Below are 22,664 nucleotides of genomic sequence, written 5' to 3'. Positions count from 1 at the left end.
ACGAAATCCCAAACTCGAATGACTCAAAGCCTCGATCTCCATTCAATCCGGAAACGGTCAGCAGCCAGGGCTGAGAGCCCGAGGCCAGGCAGCTGGAGGGCACACACACTCTCCCGCATTCTGGAGGGGCTGATGTGTCTGATATTGCTCAGCACCGGCAGTGCGTCCGCAGCGACGATCCGCGCTTACATCCAGCCCGATCACGCGCACACCGGGCAGGAAGTCAGCTACGTCATTTCCGTGCAAAACGGCGTCATCCAGAGCGAACCGCAACTGCGGCTTCCTGTGCAGGTCGGAATGAGCACTGCACTGACCACACGACAGAGTTCTGTCATCCGAGGCGGGCAGGAGATCGTTTCGACGCAATTTTCCTGGGGAGTGATTGGCAGCGAACCCGGCGAATTCGTCATTCCCCCGCAGGAAGTGCTGGTCAACGGAGAGATCCTCAAAACCAACGAAGTTCGTTTCATCGTCACGGAGTCTCCAGCCAACACGCCGAATGCAGCCGAAGATGCCAGCATTCCGCTGTTTCAGATCGAGGTCGGTAAAACGGAAGTCTATCAAGGCGAGGTGGTGCCCATCAGCGCCAGCCTTTTTGTGCCACGCAGAGGGGTGATGCTGCGGCGCATCGGGCTGATCGATGTGAACAAGAATGATTTTGCCATCGCCCGGTTTCCGCAGCAGGCCGAGCAGAACGCCCAGCGGATCAACGACATCGACTACATTGTGATCACCTACCGCAGCACCCTCTCCGCTCTGCATGCGGGAGACCTGAAGGTGGGCCCGGCGACTTGTGAACTGCTGTACGAGGTGCTGGACGAAAACACCCAGCGGCAGATGAGCCGGGGGCTGCCGTTTGGCGTGATCATGGGCGGAGTGGAGCCGCGCAAGCACGTGGTCAAAAGCCAGGAGGTGAAAGTCAAAGTGCTGCCGCTGCCGACGGAGGGCAAGCCTGAGAATTTCACCGGAGCAGTGGGTGATTTCAGCATCAGCGCCACCGCGACTCCTAACGAGCTTGGTGTTGGAGATCCGCTGGCGGTGGACATCACCATCGATGGATCGGGCAATTTTGAAGCGCTGAATCCGCCCAGCATGATGCCGCCCGAGGGATGGAAAGCCTACCCCCCGCGACGCTACAATGTGGACGGGCCCATCGACCCCAATCTGACCCCGGCCCTCCAGCGCCGCATCGGCTACTCGATGGTGTTTGTGCCGGAAAAAGTGCACAAGGAGCTGCCACCTTTTGAGCTGAGCTACTTCAGCCCCACGCAGAAAAAATATATTTCCGCACGCACGTCACCGATAGCGCTGCGCGTCAAGCCAGGCACCATGGCGACAGCCACTGCAGCGGTGGAAGCGGCTGCCGGAACAGAGCCGCCCAAGCCGCCTGCCGTGCAGCAGCCGAAGCCGCAGATCAGCGACATTCTGATGAACATTCCGGCCAAGGCCAGATGGCTGAGCCCCGCGACGGCCAACGCCCCTCTGACCACGAGTTCACGTTTTTGGGCGATTCAGTCCATCCCGGCGGCCCTCGTGATTCTGGCGACACTCTTCACGTGGTACCGCCGTCACCGCAAGGAAGCGATGAGCGGGCTGAGAGGAGAGCTGCAAGATCTTTGGCGCGGCCTAGAAGAGAGTCATCTGGCAGACCGTGATTTTCTGCAACGGGCCGCCCACTTCATTCACCGGAGCCAGCCCGGTGAAATACAGGACGAGGCGCTACGGCAGATCATCCACCGCTACGAGACCCAAAGCTTTACGGGCACCTCCACGCCAGGGCAGCCACTAGGGGCGGGTGAGCGCAACCGCATCCTGTCCACATTGGCGCCGCTGCTGAAACGCAGCGCCATTTTCATCGCCACACTGGCCATCTTCTCCTTTGATGCTGGAGCGGCAGAAGCCTCTCCTGATGCAGTTTATCAGCAGGCACGGGAGGCTCTGGAGAAGGGCAAGTTCACCCAGGCACAGTACCTCGGCGAATCACTCACCAAACAGCACCCTCCTGCTTTGAGCTCCGAGGTCTTTACGCTGATCGCCAACGCCCGCTACAGACAGGAGGACATGGGGCGTGCTGCGCTATGGTACCAGCGTGCGCAGCTTCTGGATCCGCTGAACCCTGAAGTGCGGCAGAATCTCCGGCACCTTGATGAAAAGCTGCGCTTTTTCAGCTTTGGGGAAAAGTCACCGCTGGCTGAATGGAGCCTGATGCTGAGCAAAAACACCTGGGTCATTGCTGCATCGGCAGGCGTATGGATCGTCCTTCTGGCGCTGATGCGCTGGATTCTTGCTGCTTCGCAGTCGCAGAAGGGGGGAGGCAGTGCCAACGCACTGATACTCGGGCTCCTCGGCGTGCTGGTTTTCATTCCGTCTGCCACCTTTGCCGCCATCCGCCCTGCGCCGGGCGACCGTGTCAAGGATGTGATGGTCGTGACAGCACGCGACGTCAACGCCTACACATCAGCCACGGTCACTTCGGGCAATGTCGTTGCCCTCCCGCCCGGCAGCCAGGTGAGGCTGCTGGAAAAACGCGGAGCGTGGAGCTATGTCGAAGTCCCGAGCGAAGACGAACCTGTACGCGGGTGGATCGAGTCTGCCACGTACACACCGCTGTGGCCGTGGGACATGATGCTGCTGCCGTAAAGGAGCGGATCATGCTCCGATTCCCGCCCCTTCCGAGGCAGCACCTGCGCCAGGGCGGCCGCCTGCTTCGCGGTCGAGGACAAGGAGGCTGGCTGTGTCATTGCCGGCGAGCTTGAGGCGTTCGAGCATGTCCCCCACAGTTTTTTCTTCCTCCATCTGCTCGTTGAGGAACCAGAGAAGCAGGTTTTTTGACGCATGGTCTTTGACCTGCTCCGCGACCTCAAAGAGATCATTGATCTGCTGGGTGACGCGTTGCTCCTGCTTGAGGCTGTGCTGGAAGACATCCAGAGGAGATTTGAAGTCCATCTTGGGCTTGGCAATGGGCTGGAACTCGACCTTGGCATCGCGATCCACAAGATACTGGTAGAATTTCAGCGCATGCATGGTCTCCTCGCGGCTCTGCGCGAACATCCATTTGGCAAAGCCGGAGTAGGGAGTCTGCTCAAACCAAGCCGCCATGGCGAGATAAACGTAGCTGGAGGACATTTCATTGTTGATCTGCTCATTGAGCAGCTTGGTAAGCTTTGGATTGAGTGTCATAGCGTTTTCTTGGGTTATGAACCTATTGAATCAGCAATGGAACCTGCGTGCAAGACAGATGAAAGACGATTCGCTTTCATTTGCGCCAGTCCACGCCACGATGAGCCCACCCCACCGCGATGCCCGCAGACACCGCAGCCCCACACCCTCAACACCACCCGCAGGTCGTGCGGCGGAATTTCATCTGCCACTGCCTGGAGGGCGGTTTGTACATGGGGGGGGTGGCGTTTCTCCAGCCGGAGACGGTGATGCCCAAAATGGTGGAACAGCTCGGCGGGCGCTCTGCGATCATCGCAATCATGCCCGCCATCCTGCCCGCAGCGTTTGCGATGGCCGGGCTCTTTGTTTCTCCCCTGGTCGAGCGCCTCACGAGGTTCAAGCCGTGGGTGATGGGTTTCGGCATCCTGCAGAGGCTGCCATATCTCATCACGGGGCTGCTGCTATGGCACTGGCAGGATGCCGGGGCATGGCTGCTGCCGCTGGTGGTGCTGACTCCGGTAGCTTCAGGCCTGATCGGAGGCGTAGGCGTGGTGGCATGGATGGAAATGGTCACGCGCATGGTGCCGGAACGGGTGCGTGCAGCGGGCTGGGCGGCACGCTACATCACGCAGGCGTGCATCGGCATGGTGGCCGGTGCGGTGATCCACCAGGTGCTTAGCCATATGCCGGGGCAGCGAGGCTATGCGGTGCTGCACCTGATCACATTCGGCTTTTTGTTTCTGTCCTGGCTCTCGCAGTCGTTCATGCGCGAGCTGCCAGCGGCACACCATTACCACCCGCACACCGGAAGCTACTGGAGCTACCTGCGCAGTTTGCCCGGCCTGCTGGGCAGGCAGCCGCAGCTGCTCAGGCTGATCGCAGCCCGCTTTACCGGGATGGGGTATCTGATGGTGGTTTCGTTTCTAACGCTGCATGCGCTGCACACCACCGGAAGGCCTGAGGCGGATGAAGGCAGTTTTGTGTCCTGCCAAAACATCGGCACCATCCTCGGCAGCATGCTGGCCGCATGGCTGGGCTATCACAAAGGAGGCAGGGTGCTGCTGATTCTTTCGCGGCTTATCTGCATCATTATGTGCATCTGGGCCAGCCAGACCCAGTCATTCGGAGGCTTTACCGCTGCCTACTTCATTCTCGGCTTCGGCCTGTTTCTGGACCGCGTGGGGGATCTGACACTGACTGCGGAACTCTGCCCGCCGGAGCGCCGTTCGACGCTGCAGGCCATGCTGGGCTTTTGCAACGTGTGGTCTCTGATGTTCGCCACCAGCCTGGGCGGAGTCATTCATTCGCTCAGCGGATCGTTCTACATGGTCGCCGCCCTGGCAGCAGCCATGTCAGTCGTTTCCATCCTGATTTTACGCGGCATTCCCGAACCCCGGGGGCAGAACTGAAGAGGAAAGATCATTCCGAACACTCGATCAAAGCCTTCATGGAGACCTGCCCTTGAGGATTGGTCTCTTTGGGATCGGGCCCGTAACCTTCAATCTGCTGCTGTCGCAATTCTGCCAGCTCCTTGTGGACGGTGGCGACGATCACGCGCCCTCGCTGGTCCACTTCTTCGGCCATTCGCCTGCCGAGCTGCCGGGGATGGCCAAAGATGACTTGCAGCATTTCGATCACGTACTCGAAGGTGTGCCAGTCGTCATCAAGCAGGATGACATGCCAAGGAGGCTCCAAGGCTGGCGGAGCTGCAAGCGGCTGCACACGAGGCTGCTGCGGAGCCACGCGAGGCTGCCGTGGCGTCACCGGAGCGGTAGCGCCACGGATGTCTGCAGAGTAGATCATCAGAGGCACAATGCCACAGAACGGCCGATTCTCAAGGGCTGAGAGCGCCGCACGCCTGCGGCTGCGTTTTAGTCCGCAGGATTTGACCTGACAACGAGGATTGCTTGCAAAAGGCCCTGTCTGTGTGCCAGACTTTAATTCATGAATCCTTCCATCTGCCGAACCCTCAGCACCATCTGCTTTCAGGCAGGCATGCTTTCCGTCATCCTCTCCATCTGGAGCTGGTGGTTTTTCAACGGAGACACGCCAGAGCAGGAGGCGCACGCCGAGCGTCTGGGAATCTTTATCGGGCTGTGGGCCCCAACCCTGCTGATCCTTTCCAACCGTTTTGACCGCTACGCCGACAAAGCCAAGGATCTCCCGGGCCTGAGCAGTGAAAGCGAGACCAGCGACGAAGCCTGAGTCAGATCACATCGGCTCACGGCCGGTTGCTTCGACGTATTGCTGGCGCAGGCCATTGTAAGCCTGCTGCCATTCATCCACCACACGCTGCAGTTCCATCACCTGCTTTTCCAAAGTGGAAATGCGTGACTGCTGCATGACATCTCCGACAGTGCTCTTGTCATCCGGACGCCCGGTGCCAATGAAAGTCGTGGCGGCGCTGCGCACATGATGCGGGCTGGCCTGGAACCAGGACAAATCCGCCAGGCGTGACTCCGTGTTGTCCAGGCAGTTGATGATCGTGACGTTTTCATCAATCTCACCCGTGGCCAGAAACTCCTGAATGGTGGCCACGTTTGTCGGGCCGTAGAGATAGTTGTCGGGCATTTGAACGAGGAGATCCATCTGGAGCTCCGCGATCATGGGCGCACGCTGCCAGCTCATGCGGTTGTCGCTGGAGATCTTGTCGAGGGGGGAAATCTTGGCATCAGCAGCCCAACCACGCAGCGTTTCGAGATCCTTGGCTTCATAAACTTCCTTGTCCGAGGCTTTGAGCAGATACCAGTTTTGCATGAGGGAAGATAACCAAATTCCGCAGCCTGCGCCAAGCCCAAAGTGAGGAGGAATTCAAACAGAGGGCTTTGACGGTGCATTTTAGCAAGGCATCCTGCACCACCTGCGTTTAAACGCGTTCCTTATGACCCGCCTGCTTTTCGCCATTCTCCTAGCCGCCACCGTGCGGGCAGCCGAACCCGCCGTTTTTGCGCTGAAAACGATGACGGCGCAGATGAAATACGACACCACCGAAATGCTCGTGCAGCCGGGCCAGCCAGTGAAAATCACCTTTGAAAACGGGGATGACCTCCCGCACAACGTGGTCTTTTGCAAGCCGGGCACCGACACGGCCGCCATGGCAATGAAGCAGATGGAAAAGCCGGAGGAGGCTCTGAAGCGGAACTGGCTGCCAGATGATCCGCGCATCTGGGCGCACTCCAAGATGCTCAATCCGCATGAAAAGGAGGTGCTGAGCTTTTCTGCTCCTGAAAAACCAGGCAGCTATCCGTATGTCTGCACGTTTCCTGGTCACGCGCTGACGATGCGCGGTGTGCTGAAAGTGGCCCCGCTGGGGGACACGCTGCATGACCTGCACTTTGCGCTCTACCTGGGAAACTGGAAAGAGCTGCCGGATTTTTCGAAGCTGAAGCCGCACCGGGAGGGCAAGATTGAGGACAATCTGCTGCAGGTGAAGCTGGACGACTACAAGAATGAGTTTGGGGTGGTTTTCACGGGGAAGCTGGTCGCTCCGAAGAAAGGATCGTATCGTTTTTATCTTTCCAGCGACGACGGTGCGCGCATCTTGATCGATGGGAAGAAGATCGTGGAGTATGACGGGATTCATCCTTCGGGAGACATCAAGGAGGCAGGGCTGACACTGGAGAAAGGAGAGCATGAGTTCCGTCTGGAGTATTTCCAAGCCGGCGGGCAGATCGAGCTGTATGCGGCGTGGAAGGCGGCGGACACGCAGATCACGCCGCTCTCCAAATGGCTGCACCCGAAATGGCAGGGCGGCGCGAAGAAGCAGAAGGAGTTCGATCCGATCCCGCTGGTGGTGAAGGATGAGACGGTGATGTACCGCAACTTCATCCAGGGAGCCGGGAACCGCGGGATCGGTGTGGGCTATCCTGGCGGAGTGAATCTGGCATGGAGCGCCGAAAGCATGAACCTGGCGCTGATCTGGCGGGGGGCCTTCATGGACGCAGCCCGTCACTGGAACTCACGCGGTGGCGGCCACGAAAAGCCGCTGGGGTATGATGTGCTGCAGCCGACAGGAGAGGTGACGCCGGCGTTTTTTGTGACAGAGAAGCCGGAAGCTGAATGGCCGAAATGGGGCAAGGTGAAGCGCCATGAGGGATTTGAATGGAGGGGCTACTCGCTGGACACAAAGCGGAGTCCGACATTCCGCTATGCGTGGCAGGGGGCGGAAGTGGAGGAGTCTTTCCAAGCCGTGGGCGACGGCAACAAGCCGGATGGGAACGCCAAACTCATACGCACCGTGAAGGTCTCCGGCAAACTGCCCGCCAATGCCTGGTATCGAATTGGCAGCGGAGCGCTGGAGGGCAAGGATGGCGTCTTTACCCTCAAGGGCACGCCGTCATGCCTCATCAGCGCCGCCGGCGCACAGATTGCCGGAAAGAACCTCGTCATTCCCGGCCGGACCGGCATCATGATCATCACCTACCAGTGGGCACAGTAACCTTTTGCCTTTTTGCACTGCCATGAAACGTTTTTTTATTCTCTCCCTGCTTTGCACCCCACTGCTGGCCGCAGATCCAGTGGAGGCTGACTATTACAAGATCACCACGTTTGACACGCCGAAGGAGACGGCGATGGAGGTAGGCTCGATCGACCTGATGCCGGACGGCAAGCTGGCGCTGGGCACACGCCGGGGTGAAATCTGGATCGTGAGCGGTGCAGGGAGCAATGATGCCTCAAACGTCAGCTACAAGCTGTTTGCTTCAGGCCTGCACGAGGTGCTGGGCATCGCCTACAATCCCAAGGACAAGAACCTGTATGCGACCACGCGTTATGAGATCACACGGCTGAAAGACACCGACCATGACGGACGAGCGGATGTGTTTGAGAACGTGAACGACAGCTGGGGCGTCTCCGGAGACTACCACGAGTATGCGATCGGGAGCCGCTTTGACAAAGCAGGAGACCTGTGGGTGACGCTGTGCCTGACAGGGTCTTTCAGCAGCGCGGTGCCGTTTCGGGGATGGGCGCTGAGGATCAAGCCTGACGGGACGATGGTGCCGACGTGCTCGGGCATCCGCAGTCCGGGGGGCGTGGGGTTTGATGCAGACGGCGAAGTCTATTACTGCGACAACCAGGGGCCATGGCATGGCTCATGCACGCTGCAGCATCTGGTGCCGGGGACTTTCCAGGGGCATCCCGGTGGGAACATCTGGTATGATCTGGCGCCGAACATGGGGCCGCGGCCGATCGATCCCCTGCCGGAGGCTTTCCAGGGAGAGCGCAGCCGCAAGGAGGACCGGCCGGGTGGAGACCCTGACCGCATGGTGATAGAGAGGCAGCGCATCAAGCAGCTGCTGCCGCCAGCGGTGTATCTGGTGCACGGAAAGGTCGGCAACTCTGCCAGCGCCATCATCTGCGACCTGAGCGGGGGGAAATTTGGCCCCTTCAGCAAGCAGCTTTTCATCGCCGATCAGAGCCACAGCAATCTGAGCCGTGTGTATCTCGAAACGGTGAACGGCATCAAGCAGGGGGTGGTGATTCCCTTCCGCAGCGGCTTTGCGAGCGGGATCATCGGCGGACGCATGGACGAAGAGGGGCGCGTGTTTGTGGGCGGCAGTGACCGCGGCTGGGGTGCACGCGGGGGAAAGCCTTTCTGTTTTGAGAAATGCGAATGGACCGGGAAAACACCCTTTGAGGTGCATGAAATGCATGCCAAGCCGGACGGATTTGAACTGACCTTCACACAGCCGGTGGATCCGGCCACGGCCGGCGATGCGAAGAGCTACAGCATGCGTGAGTTTACCTATGCGTACCGCGAGCAGTATGGCGGCGATGAAGTCGATGAGATCCTGCCCAAAATCACGGCTGCAAAGGTCTCTGAGGATGGAAAATCGGTGCGTCTGACCATCTCACCGCTGACCAAGGGGCATATCCATGAGCTGCACCTGGACGGTGTGCGGAGCGCGGAAAAGCTGCCGCTGCTACACAAGGTGGGCTATTACACGCTGAATGAAATTCCGGCGAAGTAATCACGCGCTGCCTACTTCAGCGGCGCCGCCTTGGGCACATCCGTCAGTTTCACGGATGGCCCGGGCTGCTGCTCACTGAATTCCATGGCCGCCGCAGGTTCAGCGCGCCGCACTTCGACGATGGGGATGCTGCGGGTCTGCAATGGCAGCTCGGCACGCCGCACCTGCTCTCCGTCCATAGGACGGGGGGGCTCAGCTGCCGGCAAGACCGCACGTCTCACCTCCTCATGCTCCTCAGCAGCAGCCACCACAACGGGGGACGTGTAGTTTTTCACCGCAGCGGTGATAACGGCCGCCCGAGCCGGGGCGAGGTCCATGGCGGTTTCAACAATTTTGCGCACGCGACCGGGCTCGGCATTCACCGCATCCATGGCCGCAGTGACGATCTCCCCGGCACATGCCTCATGAATGACCAGGGCTTCCTCGAGTCTCATGATCAGCTTGTCCGGCTCCATGCGGATCGAAGTGAACAGCTCTCCACACAGAGTTTCGCAACTGACTGCGGCCGGAGTCGATTTCACCGGCTGGCTCAATCCTGGCGAAACCGCCAAGACCAGCAGACAGCAAACAATGGAGATCAGGCGCATGAGTGGGAGAGACTGCATGAATGACGGATTCAAATGGTCTTCCTTCAAATCATCTTTTTGGCATTTTAGATTTTTCTGGCGTGGGATTTAGCAATTGATCTGATCCTGCCCGACGTGCTCGAATGAACTGTTCAGGCGAAACCCGATTGAGAGGAGTATCAGCATATCCTTGTCCAGGATTCACATAAGGACCGAGCCGCACTTCGAAATGCAGATGTGCCAAATAGGCACCTTCAGCCGTGCCAACGGTGCCTATCCGGAGGCCGCGTTCCACTTGCTGCCCGCTCTGCACTTCAATGGTTGCCAGGTGGGCGTAAACGGTCTGAACGACGGGGCCGAGTTCGTCTCCGTCAGGCAGGCGATGAGCTATGAAGATCATTTTGCCCCAACCTGGACCGGGACTTCCCGCATAGACCACCTGACCGGCCCCTGCTGCGTAAACAGCATCTCCCAAATCCGAGTTCCCGCCGCCGATGCCGTTGAGATCGTCTCCCAGATGACGCTGGATGCGAAAGGGCTGGGCATTGTAAGTTAGTGCGCCATGCTCAGACCCCATGGGCATGTCAAAGCGTGCCGCCACGGGCAAAGCAGCTATTTCGAGCGGTGCCAAGCGAAGAAATGCAGGATCAAGCGGCCTGGTCTTTTGAGCCAACCCGCTCCTGAAACGCAGCCAGATGATGCCAAGCAGCACCGCCACGAGAGTCAGGGGTAAAAGTACTCGCATGATGCGCACCAGTGTCTGCATGCGGGAGATTCGAGGGCTGCGGTGGCGTTGCAAAGGGAACGTGCCTCCCTTTATTGTCAGCATTATCTTTGAACATGATCTCCCCATCCTCGTTTGGTGCCCCCAAAGTCTCCGTCTTCAACGGCCCAGCCAGCTATGATGACGCCGATGCCCTCCGTCAGCAGATCGAGGCCGCGATCAACGCGCTGGAGCTTTCGGCGGATTTCATCAAGCCGGGGGACCGGGTGGTGATCAAGCCGAACTGGGTGAAGGAGCACAATGCGAGCAAGCCGGAGGATGAAGGCGGCTGGCTGACGATCATCACACACCCCTTGGTAGTGCGCGAAGTGGCGCGGTGGGCGGCAAAGAAGCTGCAGGGACGTGGCTCTGTGACGCTGTGTGATGCACCGCAGAGTGATTCGTCGTTTGCGACCATCCGCAGGCTGCACCGGCTGGATGACATGGTAACGGACCTGACGAAGGAGTTTCCTGGAGTGGCCTTCCTGCTTTTTGACATGCGCTGCGAGGAATGGACGATTGATGACGGGGTAACGATCGCGAAACGGGAACTGCCGAGTGATCCGTCCGGGGCCGTGGACATTCACCTGGATGAGGACAGCGAGTTTCTAGGGCATCCCGGCCTGGGCAAGCTGTATGGGGCGTCGTTTGATTTTGCGACAACGAACCGGCAGCATACGGACCCGCACCATGAATACCGGATCTGCCGCACGCCGATGAACGCGGATGTGCTGATCAATGTGCCGAAGCTGAAGACACACAAGAAGGTGGGGCTGACGGTGGCGCTGAAGAACTTGGTGGGTACCACGCCGCGCACGAACTGGCTGCCGCGCCACACGGAGGGTACGCCAGCGGAAGGCGGCGACCAGTTTGCGGAATCCACCGCCAAGCGGGCGCTGGAAGGGACGCTGATGCGGAATGCTAAGAAGATCCTCTTTGGGCGGTTCTTTCTCTCCAAGCTTTTTGTGCCGCTGAAGAAGCTGGGGCGGATGGTGTTTGGCGATACGAAGGAGGTCGTGCGCTCCGGCAACTGGCATGGGAACAACACGGCGTGGCGGATGATCCTGGACCTGCACAAGTGCTTCTTCTATTTCGACGGACGTGGCGAGAAGCGGGAGAAGCCGCTGCGCTACCTGACGATTGTGGACGGGATCATCGGCGGAGATGGAGACGGGCCGATGTCGTGCGATCCTGTGGCAAGCGGTGTCATCATCGCGGGAACCCATCCGGTGGCGGTGGATTGTGTGAGCGCGCAACTGATGGGGCTCAACTGGAAGAAGACGCGGCTGCTCAAGGATGCGTTTGAGGTGAAGCGTCTGCCGATTGTGGGATTCAGGCCGTCAGAGATCACGGTGGCCTCAAACAAGGCGGAGTGGAAGGGACCGTTTGAGGAGATGAAGGACTGCTTTGAGTTTCAGTGCCACTTTGGGTGGAGCGGTCATCTGGAGAGCGATGAGAGGCTGGCGCGGATGGGGAAGCGTGCTTGAAGCACGCCCCCCCCACGGATGGAGGGATCCATAAGATCCCTCCTCCACTCAGAGCTTACTCAAAATGCATCTTGCCGATGTCTGAGCGGCGCTGGAGACCATCGAAAGTGATCTTGGTGCTTTCAGCGTAGGCTTTATCGCGGGCTTCGACGCGAGTGGCCCCCTGGGCGACGACGGCGAGGACGCGGCCGCCATTGGTCTCGAACTGGCCTGCGGTGTTCTTTTTGGTGCCGCAGTGATAGACGCGAGCGCCGCTGACGGATTCCAAGCCGGAGATGACGTCGCCGCAGCGGGAGGTAGCGGGATAGCCGGCACTGGCGCTGATGAGGCAGATGCTCCAGCCGGGCTCGAAGCGGATGAGGTCGGGCTGGAGATTTCCTTTGGCGGCCTCGAAGGCGTAGGTGGCGAAGTCTCCGCGCACCATGGGGAGGACGGCTTCGGCTTCGGGATCGCCGAAGCGGCAGTTGTACTCGATGACCTGGGGGCCGGTGGGGGTGAGCATGAGGCCGAAGTAGAGGAAGCCGCGATATTTGAGGCCGTCCTTCAAGATGCCCTGCACGGTGGGCTGGACGATCTCGAGCTCGATGCGCTGCATGAGGGCGGGATCGGCAAGTTCGAGCGAGGCGACGGCGCCCATGCCGCCGGTGTTGGGGCCCTGGTCGTTGTCGCGGATGCGCTTGTAGTCACGGGCAGGCATGAGGATCTGATATTTGTCGTCGCACACGGAGGCGAAGACGGAGATTTCGGGGCCGGTGAGGCATTTTTCGACGAGCAGATCGCCGGGGCCGAAGCAGCGCTTTTCCATGACGTCATCGACGAAAGCCTCGGCCTCGTCTTTGGCGGTGCAGACGGCGACGCCTTTGCCGGCGGCCAGGCCATCGAACTTGAGCACGATGGGGAGCTCCGTGAGAGCGGCTTTGGCCTCGGCGGCGTTGGTGCAGATGGTGAAATCAGCCGTGGGGATGCCGTGGCGTTTGAGGAACTTTTTCGCGAAGGTCTTGGAGGCCTCAAGCTGGGCGATTTCCTTGCGGGGGCCCCAGCAGGGGATGCCGGCCTCGGCACAAAGATTGGACAGGCCGCCGTCTTTGACGAGGAGTGCCTCTTCACCGGCCATGCAGAGGTCGATGTTGTTCTGCTTCATCCAGGTGATCAACTCGGGCAGGCTGGCGGCGTCCACGCGGGTGGCGAGGGTGGCGATGGCGTCGCTGCCCGGATAGACGAAGAGTTCATGCTTTTGAGGCGATTCGCTGAGCGCCGTGATGAGTGCGTGTTCGCGTCCGCCTTTGCCAGTAACGAGGATTTTCATGGGCCGGGATGCTTAGCGCGCCGGGGCGGCAGCGCAAGCCTGCACGAGAGGCCGGGTTCTAAGAACTTTCAGCCCCGGACGTTGGAGGCAGCATGAAACGCAGCCTTCTTCTGAGCTCTGTGGCACTTTTCTCCTGCATGCGCCAGGAAAACGTCGGTGCAGACACCCCGGCCACGCGGATCGACGCTGCGCTGGTGCGTGACTACCAGACGGCGCAACAGCAGCAGCGCCAGCACAACCGCACGCCTCTGCCTGCCCTGCCGCCATTGGCCGACGATGCCGTCTTTCTGCGCCGTGCCTGCATCGACCTTGCCGGCAGACTGCCGAGGCCAGACGAGGTACGCAGCTTTCTCACGAGTGGCGTCCCAGCCAAACGAGCCCTGCTGACTGATGCCCTGCTCAAGGAACCCGGAGCCGCCGAGGTACGCTTCCGCATGCTGGCGGAGACGTTTCGCGTGAAGGAAGACGAGGTCGTGATCGCCTGGCTGCGGCAGGCGGCGGCGGATGACCGGCCGTATGATCAGATCATCACCTATTTGATCGGCGAAGGTCACATGAGCCGCCGCGATGAAGGCAATGCCTACCGCACCGGCGTGGAGACAGCCTATGCTGTGCTGGGGGAAGACCTGCACTGTGCGCAGTGCCACGATCACCCCTTCAACGACCACACGCAGATGGAGAGCCACCAGTTTGCCGCGTGCTTCACTCAGAATGACCAGTTCGACAACATCCGGCTGCCATCACAATACAAGTACCGGGATGGAAAGTCGGGGGAACAGGTGAAGCCCAGGCTGCTTCAGATGACCCGCGAGCCCGCACCTGCCATGAAACGCGACCAGGACCCGCACATGCAGGTGGCGCATTGGATCACGCATGAAAGCAGCCGGCGCTTTGGCTACGTGGCCGCCATGCGGATATGGAGCAGCTTGTTTGGAATGCCCGGCCAGCATGTGGACCGCACCGTGGGCGGAAGCGATCCGGCCCCTTCATGGGAGGAAGTACACGAGAGATCTGACATTCCCGCCACTCGCAGGTGCTGCTATGCATCGGTGCATCCCAACAGTCTTGCATGGATCGGCCAAAACTTCGCCCAACGTTCGGCGGTCAATGCCGAAGTCGTGCTGGCGGATGAATTCCGCCGCTGCGGCTATCGTATCGGCCAGTTCCAGCGCATTCTGGCGCGCACTGATGCGTACCAGCGCTCCAGCATCGTCATGAACACTGACTGGAACAGCAGCTCTCTGGTGCCCGCACCTCACATCCGCCGGCTGCCCGCCGAAGTGATCTGGGACGTAGTGTCTGCCGAAAAAAGTGGGCAACTGCCGCAGGTGCCGCCGCTGGAGCATCCCCTGCGCATGCTGGGCCGCGGCTCGCGTGAGTGGTCTGATGAAAGCATCACTCCGCTCTCGCATGAACTCGCCCGGTTCATGATGAACAGCCCGGACATGCAAAACACCGTGGACGCCGAGCCCGCGGATATGTCCACCGAAGATCTGTTCATTTCCTTTCTCGGCCGCTATCCCAGCGGCGTGGAAAAAGCGGCCGCCCAGCAGCACCGCAGTGAGTCGCCAAAGACGGCGGCCCAGGACATCGCCTGGGCTCTGCTGAACACACGGGAGTTCATGTTCAGGCCGTGAGTTTGCTGATGTAGCATTTGCAGACGCTACGTGGAAGTTGTTAAGACTTACCACCACAAGATCATACCCGCCATGCCAACCACCAGGACGAAAGACAGCAAGAGCAGGAAGAACGGCGCAGCCGCCAGGTTTAAACAGCCGCCGGTGCTGTTCGACAAGACGCAGACGATGATCAAGAAGATCCAGGAACGCCTGGGTGGCAAGCTGCTGACTTACTGGAACGGACCGCGTGGATCCGTCTGCCACAGTGATGTGACGGCACTGTTCAAGCTGCTCGAACACATCGGCATGCAGGAGAAGATTTTCATCTTCATCAAATCCGACGGCGGCAACGGGCGCGCGGCGCTGCGCATGGTGAACCTCATCCGCCGCTACTGCCAGAGGCTGGTAGCCCTGGTGCCTCTTGAGTGCGCCTCCGCAGCCACAATGATCGCCCTGGGGGCGGAGGACATTCAGATGGGGGCCATCGCTTATCTGACGGCGGTGGACACCTCACTGACCCACGATCTGTCCCCGATCGACCGCGACAATGACCGTGTGAGCGTGAGCCTGGACGAAGTGAAGCGCATCATCAACCTTTGGCGAAAAAACGAGAACGCCACGCGCGACATGAACCCCTATCATGCGCTGTTCCAGCACATTCACCCGCTGGTGATCGGTGCGGTGGACCGGGCAGACTCGCTTTCCTTGATGCTTTGCGAGGAGATCCTCTCCCACCACATTCAGGACCAGGGCCGGAGGAGTGAGATCGCTGCGACGCTGAACTCCAAATATCCGTCCCACGCCTATCCGATTCTCATCAACGAAGCCAAGAAGATCGGACTCAACGCGCTGCCCATGGACCCGGATGTGGCGTCACTGCTGCTCGATCTGAACCATCTTTACAGCGAGATGGGACAGAAGGCGACCACAGACATCAGTGACACGGAATCCCACAGCAACGAGATCATCAACATTCTTGAGCGCGAAGGCTGCCAGATCTACTTCCAGCAGGACAAAGACTGGTTTTACCGCACGGAAGAGCGGCGCTGGATCGTGCTGAACGATGCGAGCGGCTGGCATCAGGCCATCCGCCGCAAAGGCAAAGTGGCCCAGGAATCCCTCTACCTTTGATCCGGCTCCGGCGTTGGATCAGATGCTAGTCCCTGGAACCGGGGGTGATCTTCATCTGCACTTCCTTGCCTTCGCGCTGGACGCTGATGGTTGTCTCCTTGCCGATCTTGAGATCTCCCATGACGTAGGTGTAGTCGTAGATGTTGGTGATGTCTTTGCCGCCGAGTTTGATGATGATGTCACCGGCTTTGACGCCTGCCTTGGCGGCGGGGCCGATGGGGGAGACACCGCTGAGTTTGACGCCTTTGATGTCTCCCTGTGCGTAGTCTGGGATGGTGCCAAGGTAGGCGCGAAGGCCGGTGCGGGCCCCCTGGTTTTTCGGGGCCTCCATGGCGACGTAGTCGGGAGGGGAATCGGTGGTGGCGATGCCACGGGCGATGAGGCCCATGAGCTTGGCGATCTTGGCGGCATTGACGTAGTCGATCTTGTCCGCGGTGTCGCTGGGCATGTGGTAGTCGGCGTGGGAGCCGGTGAAGGCGTTTAGCGTGGGGATGCCGCGCAGGTAGAAGGCGGTGCTGTCAGTGGGAAGGTGGGCGTCGTTTTGCGTGGTGATGGGCAGGCCGATGGGGGCATTGCGTTTTTCGATTTCCTTGGCCCAAATGGAGCTGCTGCCAAGTCCCTGCATGACAAGCGTCTTCTGGAAGCGGCCTATCATGTCCATGTTCAGGCAGGCGGCAAACATGCCGGTGAGCTTGGCGTTGGCGTCTCCCTTGATCATCTTGGCATAGACTTCGACGAAGTGATTGCTGCCGAGGAGGCCGAGCTCTTCGCCGCTCCAGGCAGCGAAGATGATGTCGCGCTTGAGCTGGAGCCTGCCCTGCTTTTTCAGATCGGCGAGCCACTGGGCGATTTCGAGGACGGCGGAGGTGCCGGAGGCGTTGTCGTCAGCACCGTGGTGGATCTTGTTCACTTCATCGCCCTTGGCGCGTGAGTTGGAACCGCCGCTGCTGCCGAGGTGATCCACGTGCGCACAAACGATGAGGGGGGCGACGTGCGGATCGGGTTTGTCGCCATAAGGCAGCACGCCGAGGACATTGCGGCCTTTTTTCTTCTCCTGCTGGATGACGATATTGGCAGAGAGGGTGAGACCTTTGCAGTCGATGCCGCCCATGAGGTCGCCATTGTCGAGCTTGTCCTGGAGTTCCTTGAGGTTCTTGCCGGCACTGGCGAGGAGCTTGTCGCCGACGGCATCGGTGATGCTGATGGCGGCGATGCCGCTGGTGGCTAGGGAGGCATCAAAGGTCAGAGGGGAGAGCTGCTGCACTACTTTGGAATTGGGGCCGCTTACGACGATCAAGCCGCGCGCACCTTTCTGGCGGGCGGTGAGCGCCTTGTAGCGCAGGCTGGCGTAGCGGCTGAGGTCGTTGCGGCGCTCCTGCGTGATGCCTTCGGGCAGGTAGCGGAAAACGAGCACCCATTTGTCCTTCACATCGAGGTGGGCGTAGCTGCTGTAGGGTTCCAGTTTCTTGCCGTCGTTGCCGGTGGCTTCGTCCGGGGTTTCAATGCCGTAACCGGCGAAGACGATGCCTGCGGCTTTGACCTCGCCGTTTTGGGAGAAGGAGAGAGGTTTCCAGTCCTGATCAACGGCCAAAGACTGGTCGCCGAGTTTCAAAGAATTTCCATCGCCGAGGGCGACGCCGGCGGTGAAGTCGAAGTTGTCGAAGTAGGTGTCGTCATCGCCCATGGGGGCGAGGCCGATTTTCTGGAAGACATCGGCGACATACTGGGTGGCGAGTTTTTCGCCTTCGGTGCCGGTGAGCCGGCCGCCGAGGGCATCGCTGGCGAGGTAGGTGACCTGCTGCTTCATGTCTTCGGGGCGGATCTCGGCGGCGGTGGCGGCAAAATCGGGCTCGGGAGATTTGGCGACCACTGCCTGGGGATCGGTCTTGAGGCCGAGGGCGGTGAGGGCGTGGTCGTGGTCCCAGTCGGCGAGGTAAATCTGGGAGGCTCCCCCTGCCCCGCGACCGCTGGTCCAGGAGAGCTTCTTGCCATCTGGCGTAAAGACAGGGAGGCCGTCGAAACCGTCTGTGGTGGTGACGCGGACGGGGGCGTGCTTGCCAGCGGCATCGACGATGTAGAGCTCGAAATTGGCAAAACCGTTGAGGTTGGTGGTGAAGATGAGGTATTCGCCGCTGGGATGGAAGTAGGGAGCCCAGCTCATGGCGCCGAGCTTGGTGATGGCTTTTTGGTCGCTGCCATCGGCGTTCATGGTCCAGACTTCAGCAACGTCTCCCTTGGGCGTGAAGCGGCGCCAGCAGATGCGTTTGCCATCGGCGCTGAAAAAGGGGCCGCCATCGTAGCCGGGGGCATCGGTGAGGCGCTTCACGTTGGAACCGTCGGCATCGGCGGTGTAGATCTCCATGAAGTACTGCTTGTCGATCTTGAGACGCTCCTCGTCCTCCTTGCTGAGTTTGGTTTCGTAGGCCTGGCGGTTGCTGGCGAAGACGATTTTTTTGCCATCGGGCGAGTAGTCGCCTTCAGCATCGTAGCCGCGGATGTGGGTGAGGTTTTTGAGGGATTTGTCCACCAAGGAGTATTCCCAGATGTCGTAATGCTCGTCGTAGTCCCAGGAGTAGCGGCGGACTTTGGCGTTCTTGCGCTCCTCATACTCAGCGGCTTGCAGCTTTTTGGAGTCGGGATCGGTATGGGTGGAGGCAAAGAGCACGCGTTTGCCATCGGGATGAATCCAGGCGCAGGTGGTCTTGCCCATGCCGGGGGAGATGCGCTCTTGGTCGCCGGTTTCGAGATCCATGAGGTAAATCTGATAGAAGGGGTTTCCCTCCTCGCGCTCGGACTGGAAGATCATCTTGGTGCCATCGGCGGAGAAGTAGCCCTCCCCCGAGCGTTTGCCCTCGAAGGTGAGCTGGCGCGTGTTTGTCAGGAAATCCGCCTCGGTCTGGGCAAGGACGGCAGTGGAGAAGAACAGGAAGGCGAGCAGGCGCATGGTTTGAGAGAAAGAACATACGTCCGGCGAGGATGTTTGCAGAAACTTTGAGCATGCATCTTGCCCGAATCCGGGTTTGATCCGGCCCAAACTTCCCCCCCCAACCATGCGTTTACTCCCCCTGCTCTCTCTTTTTCCCCTGCTGGTTTCCGCCGCGGAACCAGTGTCTCTGTTTGATGGCAAGACGCTCAACGGCTGGGACGGAGAAAAAACCAAGGTATGGCGCGTGCAGGACGGGGTGATCGTGGGTGGCTCGCTGGAGGGAAATCCGCAGAATGAGTTTCTGACCTCGAAGAAGGTGTATCGGAACTTCATCCTTCGGCTGGAGTACAAGCTGGAAGGCACGGAGGGCTTTGTGAACGGGGGCGTGCAGTTCCGCAGCGTGCGCATCGCACAGCCGCCGAATGAGATGAGCGGCTATCAGGCGGACATCGGAGCGGGCTACACGGGCTGCCTGTATGACGAGTCCCGCCGCAAAAAAATGCTGCTTCAGCCGGCGAAGGAGCTGATCGAAAAAGCGGAGAAGCCAGGCGAGTGGAACACGTATGAAATTCGCGCCGAGGAGCAGCGCATTCAGTTGTTTGTGAACAAGGTGCGCACGGTGGACTACACGGAGCGCGAGCCGGGCATCGACCTCAAGGGACTCATCGCCCTGCAGATTCATGGCAAGTGCAAGGCGCAGATTTCCTTCCGCAACATCACCATCGAGGCCCTGCCGGACGCGCTGGTGCCGGAGGAGAAGGATGTGCTGAACCGCTTTGGCAGTCCGGGGGCTGCAGTGGCCAAGCATGAGGCGTTCAAGGATGGCAAGTTTGTGCTGGAGCAGGACGAGGTGATCGTGATGGCAGGCCAGGAGAATCTGGTGCGCGAGCAGAAGGTGGGCGAATTTGAAGCGGTGTTCGGCACGGCCTTCGCGGCGAAGCGGCCGCGTTTTCGCTCGATGGCCTGGGAGGGCGACACGGTGTATGAGCAGTGGCGGGATTTGAATTTCGGCGACTGGAAGGCGCAGCTCGATGCTGCGGGCGCGGGCATTGTGATCGCACAGTTTGGCCAGACGGAGTCGTTTGATGGCGTGAAACGGCTGGCGGAGTTCAAGTCGGCGTATCACCGGCTGCTGGACCAGTTTTCTGCGCAGACACCGCGCCTGGTGCTGGTTTCGCCGATGCCGTTTGAAAAGCCCACGGCATCGCATGCGCCGGACATCACGCAGCGGAATGCCGATGTGAAGGCGTATGCGGAGGCGGTGCGCGAAGTAGCGAAGCAGCGCGGGGCGGTGTTTGTGGATCTGTTCACACCTCTGGCAGCGCGCAAGGGGGAGCGGCTCACTGACGATGGTCTGCACCTGAATGCACTGGGACTGCGCGTGGTGGCGCGGGAGATCGCGCAGCAGCTTGGGGCTTCAGCAAGTGATGCCGATGACCTGGCGGCGGTTAAGGCGGCGATCGTGGAAAAGAACCGCCTGTGGTTTGACTGCTGGCGTCCGGCGAACTGGTCGTTTGTGTATGGCGACCGGGTGACGCAGATGTTTGGCAAGCCTGCGCAGGACGCCCCTTCCCTGCGTGAGAGCTTTGAGGAGCGCAAGCCGCTCGTGGCGAAACTGGACGCGCGCATCCATGCGCTGGCGAAGGGCGAGAAAGTGCAGGAAGAGCCCAAGGCGGAATCTCGCGTGGTCACGGAGACGGTGCTCACACCGGAGCAGCAGATGGCGGCTTTCACGGTGGCGGAAGGGTATGAGATGAATCTTTTCGCCTCCGAGGCGGAGGGCGTGGCGAAGCCGACCCAGTTCTCCTGGGATGAACGCGGGCGACTGTATGTGGCCTGCTCACCGACGTATCCGCAAACGCGGCTGGGCATCAAGCCGTCTGATTTCATCCTGGTGCTGGAGGACACGGATGGTGATGGCAAGGCGGACAAATCCACACGTTTTGCGGAAGGTCTGACGATGGTTCAGGGCGTGGAAGTGGGCGCGGGCGGTGTGTATGTGTGTGACTTTGACCAGATCGTGCATCTGAAGGACACAAATGGCGACGGCAAGGCGGACGAGAAGACGGTGCTGTTTTCAGGCTTTGGCATCGGCGACACCCACCAGCTGGCGAACTCGATCTGTCATGGGCCGGATGGCGCGCTGTGGTTCACGCAGGGGCTGCATGCTTTCTCACGCGTGGAAACAGCCTGGGGGCTGGCGCGGCTGGAGAAGGCAGGCGTATGGAAGCTGAACCCGCGCACGCAGAAAATGGAAGCCTACTTCAACGGCGGCAAGGCGGGGCACAACTGCTGGGGCGTGGCGTTTGATGACTACAACCAGGTCTTCCACAAGAGCGGCGACCGCCCTGTGGGCTACTACAGCGTACCGGGGCTGGTGGCGCTGGCTGATCCGGATGAGTATCATCCCACAGGCGCGTTGTTTGACTCGAATCCGAAGACGAACAGCCTGGAATTCATCGGCACGAAGGCGCTGCCGGATGACATTCAGGGATGCGCGCTGATTGGAGGGTACTTTGGCAATGTGGTGGAGCTGCACCGCCTGGAAGACGATGGCTCAGGCTTCAAGAGCACGCAGCTGCCAAAGCTAGTGAAATCGAGCGACACTTCGTTTCGGCCCGTGGATGTGAGCATCGGGCCGGATGGCGCGATGTATCTGTGCGACTGGTTCAATCCGGTGATCGGCCACTACCAGGCCAGCTATGCGGACCCACGGCGTGACCGCTCGCATGGACGCATCTGGCGCATCTCGGCCAAGGGCCGCGCACCGGTGAAGCAGCCAAAGCTGGCAGAGATGAAACCGGCGGAACTGCTGGAACAGCTGAAGGCGCCGGAGCGCTGGACGCGCTACCAGGCGAAGCGCCTGCTGTTTGATGCACCGACGGAGGAAGTGCTGAAAGCAGCGGATGACTTCATCACGAAAAATGATGACGAACATTTGCTGATGGAAATCTGCGGCGTGTATGAGTCGCACGAGACACCGAACGAAGGTTTGGTAAAACGCCTGCTGAAGGCGAAGGATGCGCGTGTGCGTGCCTATGGCGCCAGAGCGACCCATTCGCTGGAGCTACTGGCTCAGGCGGTGCGGGATGAGAACCCGCGCGTGCGTCTTGAGGCGGTGGTGGCCTGCGCGCATGTGACCAAGCCCGAAGCGGTGGAAGCAGCGGTGCAGGCCCTGGACAAGCCAACGGACAGGTTCATTGATTATGCCCTCAAGCAGGTGGTGAAGAGCCTGAAACCACACTACGTGCCGGTGCTGGCAAAACTGAGCTTTGGCGGCAATGCCAGACACGCTGAGTATGTGAAGAAAATCGCCAGCGCGGCGGCAGTGGCGGATCATCCGGGCAAGGCGGTTTATGATGCGCTGTGCCTGAACTGCCACCAGCCCGAGGGCAAAGGACTGCCCGGCGTGTATCCATCCATCGCAGGAAGCGACTGGGTGGCGGGAGATGCCACACGCCTGATCAAAATGCTGACCCACGGCCTCAGCGGGCCCATTCGTGTGAATGGCGAGGAGTTCAAGCAGCTTGCCCCTCTGCCGATGCCCCCCATGGGGCTGAACGACCAGCAGGTGGCCGATGTGCTCAGCTATGTGAGGGCCAATTTCGGCAACCAGGCGGGTGCGGTGACGCCTGAACAGGTGAAAACCGTGCGTGCGGCCAATGAGGAGCGTACAGCGCTGTGGACGGCTGAGGAACTGGCGAAGTAGGATGGATGGGGCAAAAGGTTTCGTAGCCA

General features: G+C 60.1%; 16 protein-coding genes. 9 read left to right on the top strand and 7 right to left on the bottom strand.

From position 1 onward, the window contains the following. Window positions 1-132 precede the first annotated feature (132 nt). Window positions 133-2,640, top strand: a complete 2,508-nt coding sequence (locus tag ACZ5WW_RS21310) for a BatD family protein (RefSeq protein ID WP_377162652.1) — start codon at window positions 133-135, stop codon at window positions 2,638-2,640. Window positions 2,641-2,649: 9 nt separating this feature from the next. Here the strand turns inward: ACZ5WW_RS21310 and ACZ5WW_RS21305 are convergent, their stop codons facing one another. Next, the gene (locus tag ACZ5WW_RS21305; RefSeq protein WP_377162650.1) at window positions 2,650-3,180 is read right to left on the bottom strand and encodes a ferritin; all 531 of its coding nucleotides are present in this window, start codon (window positions 3,178-3,180) and stop codon (window positions 2,650-2,652) included. Between the two features lie 119 nt (window positions 3,181-3,299). Between ACZ5WW_RS21305 and ACZ5WW_RS21300 the strand changes: the two genes are divergently transcribed. Beyond that, entirely contained in the window at window positions 3,300-4,568 is a 1,269-nt protein-coding gene (locus tag ACZ5WW_RS21300) for an MFS transporter (RefSeq protein WP_377162648.1), read from the top strand. A gap of 10 nt (window positions 4,569-4,578) precedes the next feature. Here the strand turns inward: ACZ5WW_RS21300 and ACZ5WW_RS21295 are convergent, their stop codons facing one another. Continuing rightward, window positions 4,579-4,962, bottom strand: coding sequence for an ATP-dependent Clp protease adaptor ClpS (locus tag ACZ5WW_RS21295; RefSeq protein ID WP_377162646.1), 384 nt, complete (start codon window positions 4,960-4,962; stop codon window positions 4,579-4,581). 141 nt (window positions 4,963-5,103) lie between these two features. On the opposite strand from ACZ5WW_RS21295, the gene ACZ5WW_RS21290 reads away from it, so the two are divergent. Beyond that, window positions 5,104-5,364, top strand: a complete 261-nt coding sequence (locus tag ACZ5WW_RS21290; RefSeq protein ID WP_377162644.1) for a hypothetical protein — start codon at window positions 5,104-5,106, stop codon at window positions 5,362-5,364. Between the two features lie 6 nt (window positions 5,365-5,370). Here the strand turns inward: ACZ5WW_RS21290 and ACZ5WW_RS21285 are convergent, their stop codons facing one another. Further along, entirely contained in the window at window positions 5,371-5,916 is a 546-nt protein-coding gene (locus ACZ5WW_RS21285) for a hypothetical protein (protein ID WP_377162642.1), read from the bottom strand. Between the two features lie 124 nt (window positions 5,917-6,040). Here ACZ5WW_RS21285 and ACZ5WW_RS21280 point away from each other — a divergent pair, with 124 nt between their 5' ends. Both ACZ5WW_RS21280 and ACZ5WW_RS21275 read left to right on the top strand, forming a co-directional pair. Beyond that, window positions 6,041-7,597, top strand: coding sequence for a PA14 domain-containing protein (locus tag ACZ5WW_RS21280; protein WP_377162640.1), 1,557 nt, complete (start codon window positions 6,041-6,043; stop codon window positions 7,595-7,597). A gap of 22 nt (window positions 7,598-7,619) precedes the next feature. Further along, window positions 7,620-9,128 carry a DUF7133 domain-containing protein gene (locus ACZ5WW_RS21275; RefSeq protein ID WP_377162638.1) on the top strand — a complete coding sequence of 503 codons (1,509 nt, stop codon included), beginning with the start codon at window positions 7,620-7,622 and terminating at the stop codon, window positions 9,126-9,128. A gap of 11 nt (window positions 9,129-9,139) precedes the next feature. Here the strand turns inward: ACZ5WW_RS21275 and ACZ5WW_RS21270 are convergent, their stop codons facing one another. Further along, on the bottom strand, window positions 9,140-9,733 hold the full coding sequence (locus ACZ5WW_RS21270) for a hypothetical protein (protein WP_377162636.1): 594 nt from the start codon (window positions 9,731-9,733) through the stop codon (window positions 9,140-9,142). A gap of 31 nt (window positions 9,734-9,764) precedes the next feature. Next, window positions 9,765-10,460, bottom strand: coding sequence for a M23 family metallopeptidase (locus ACZ5WW_RS21265; RefSeq protein WP_377162634.1), 696 nt, complete (start codon window positions 10,458-10,460; stop codon window positions 9,765-9,767). A gap of 74 nt (window positions 10,461-10,534) precedes the next feature. Here ACZ5WW_RS21265 and ACZ5WW_RS21260 point away from each other — a divergent pair, with 74 nt between their 5' ends. Further along, window positions 10,535-11,944, top strand: coding sequence for a DUF362 domain-containing protein (locus tag ACZ5WW_RS21260; RefSeq protein WP_377162632.1), 1,410 nt, complete (start codon window positions 10,535-10,537; stop codon window positions 11,942-11,944). Window positions 11,945-11,999: 55 nt separating this feature from the next. Here the strand turns inward: ACZ5WW_RS21260 and purD are convergent, their stop codons facing one another. Continuing rightward, window positions 12,000-13,250 carry a phosphoribosylamine--glycine ligase gene (gene purD / locus ACZ5WW_RS21255; protein WP_377162630.1) on the bottom strand — a complete coding sequence of 417 codons (1,251 nt, stop codon included), beginning with the start codon at window positions 13,248-13,250 and terminating at the stop codon, window positions 12,000-12,002. Between the two features lie 92 nt (window positions 13,251-13,342). On the opposite strand from purD, the gene ACZ5WW_RS21250 reads away from it, so the two are divergent. Continuing rightward, window positions 13,343-14,887, top strand: coding sequence for a DUF1549 domain-containing protein (locus ACZ5WW_RS21250; RefSeq protein ID WP_377162628.1), 1,545 nt, complete (start codon window positions 13,343-13,345; stop codon window positions 14,885-14,887). Between the two features lie 72 nt (window positions 14,888-14,959). Then, window positions 14,960-16,000, top strand: a complete 1,041-nt coding sequence (locus ACZ5WW_RS21245; RefSeq protein ID WP_377162627.1) for a hypothetical protein — start codon at window positions 14,960-14,962, stop codon at window positions 15,998-16,000. A 25-nt stretch (window positions 16,001-16,025) separates the two neighbouring features. Here the strand turns inward: ACZ5WW_RS21245 and ACZ5WW_RS21240 are convergent, their stop codons facing one another. Next, window positions 16,026-18,944: a M28 family peptidase gene (locus ACZ5WW_RS21240; RefSeq protein WP_377162625.1), complete on the bottom strand. Its 2,919-nt coding sequence runs from the start codon at window positions 18,942-18,944 to the stop codon at window positions 16,026-16,028. Between the two features lie 106 nt (window positions 18,945-19,050). On the opposite strand from ACZ5WW_RS21240, the gene ACZ5WW_RS21235 reads away from it, so the two are divergent. Beyond that, window positions 19,051-22,635: a PVC-type heme-binding CxxCH protein gene (locus tag ACZ5WW_RS21235; RefSeq protein ID WP_377162623.1), complete on the top strand. Its 3,585-nt coding sequence runs from the start codon at window positions 19,051-19,053 to the stop codon at window positions 22,633-22,635. The last annotated feature ends 29 nt before the right edge of the window (window positions 22,636-22,664 follow it).

It is taken from the genome of Prosthecobacter fluviatilis, assembly GCF_055388355.1.
Note: the sequence above shows the minus strand (reverse complement) of the source record. Positions and strands in the feature narration are given on the sequence as shown.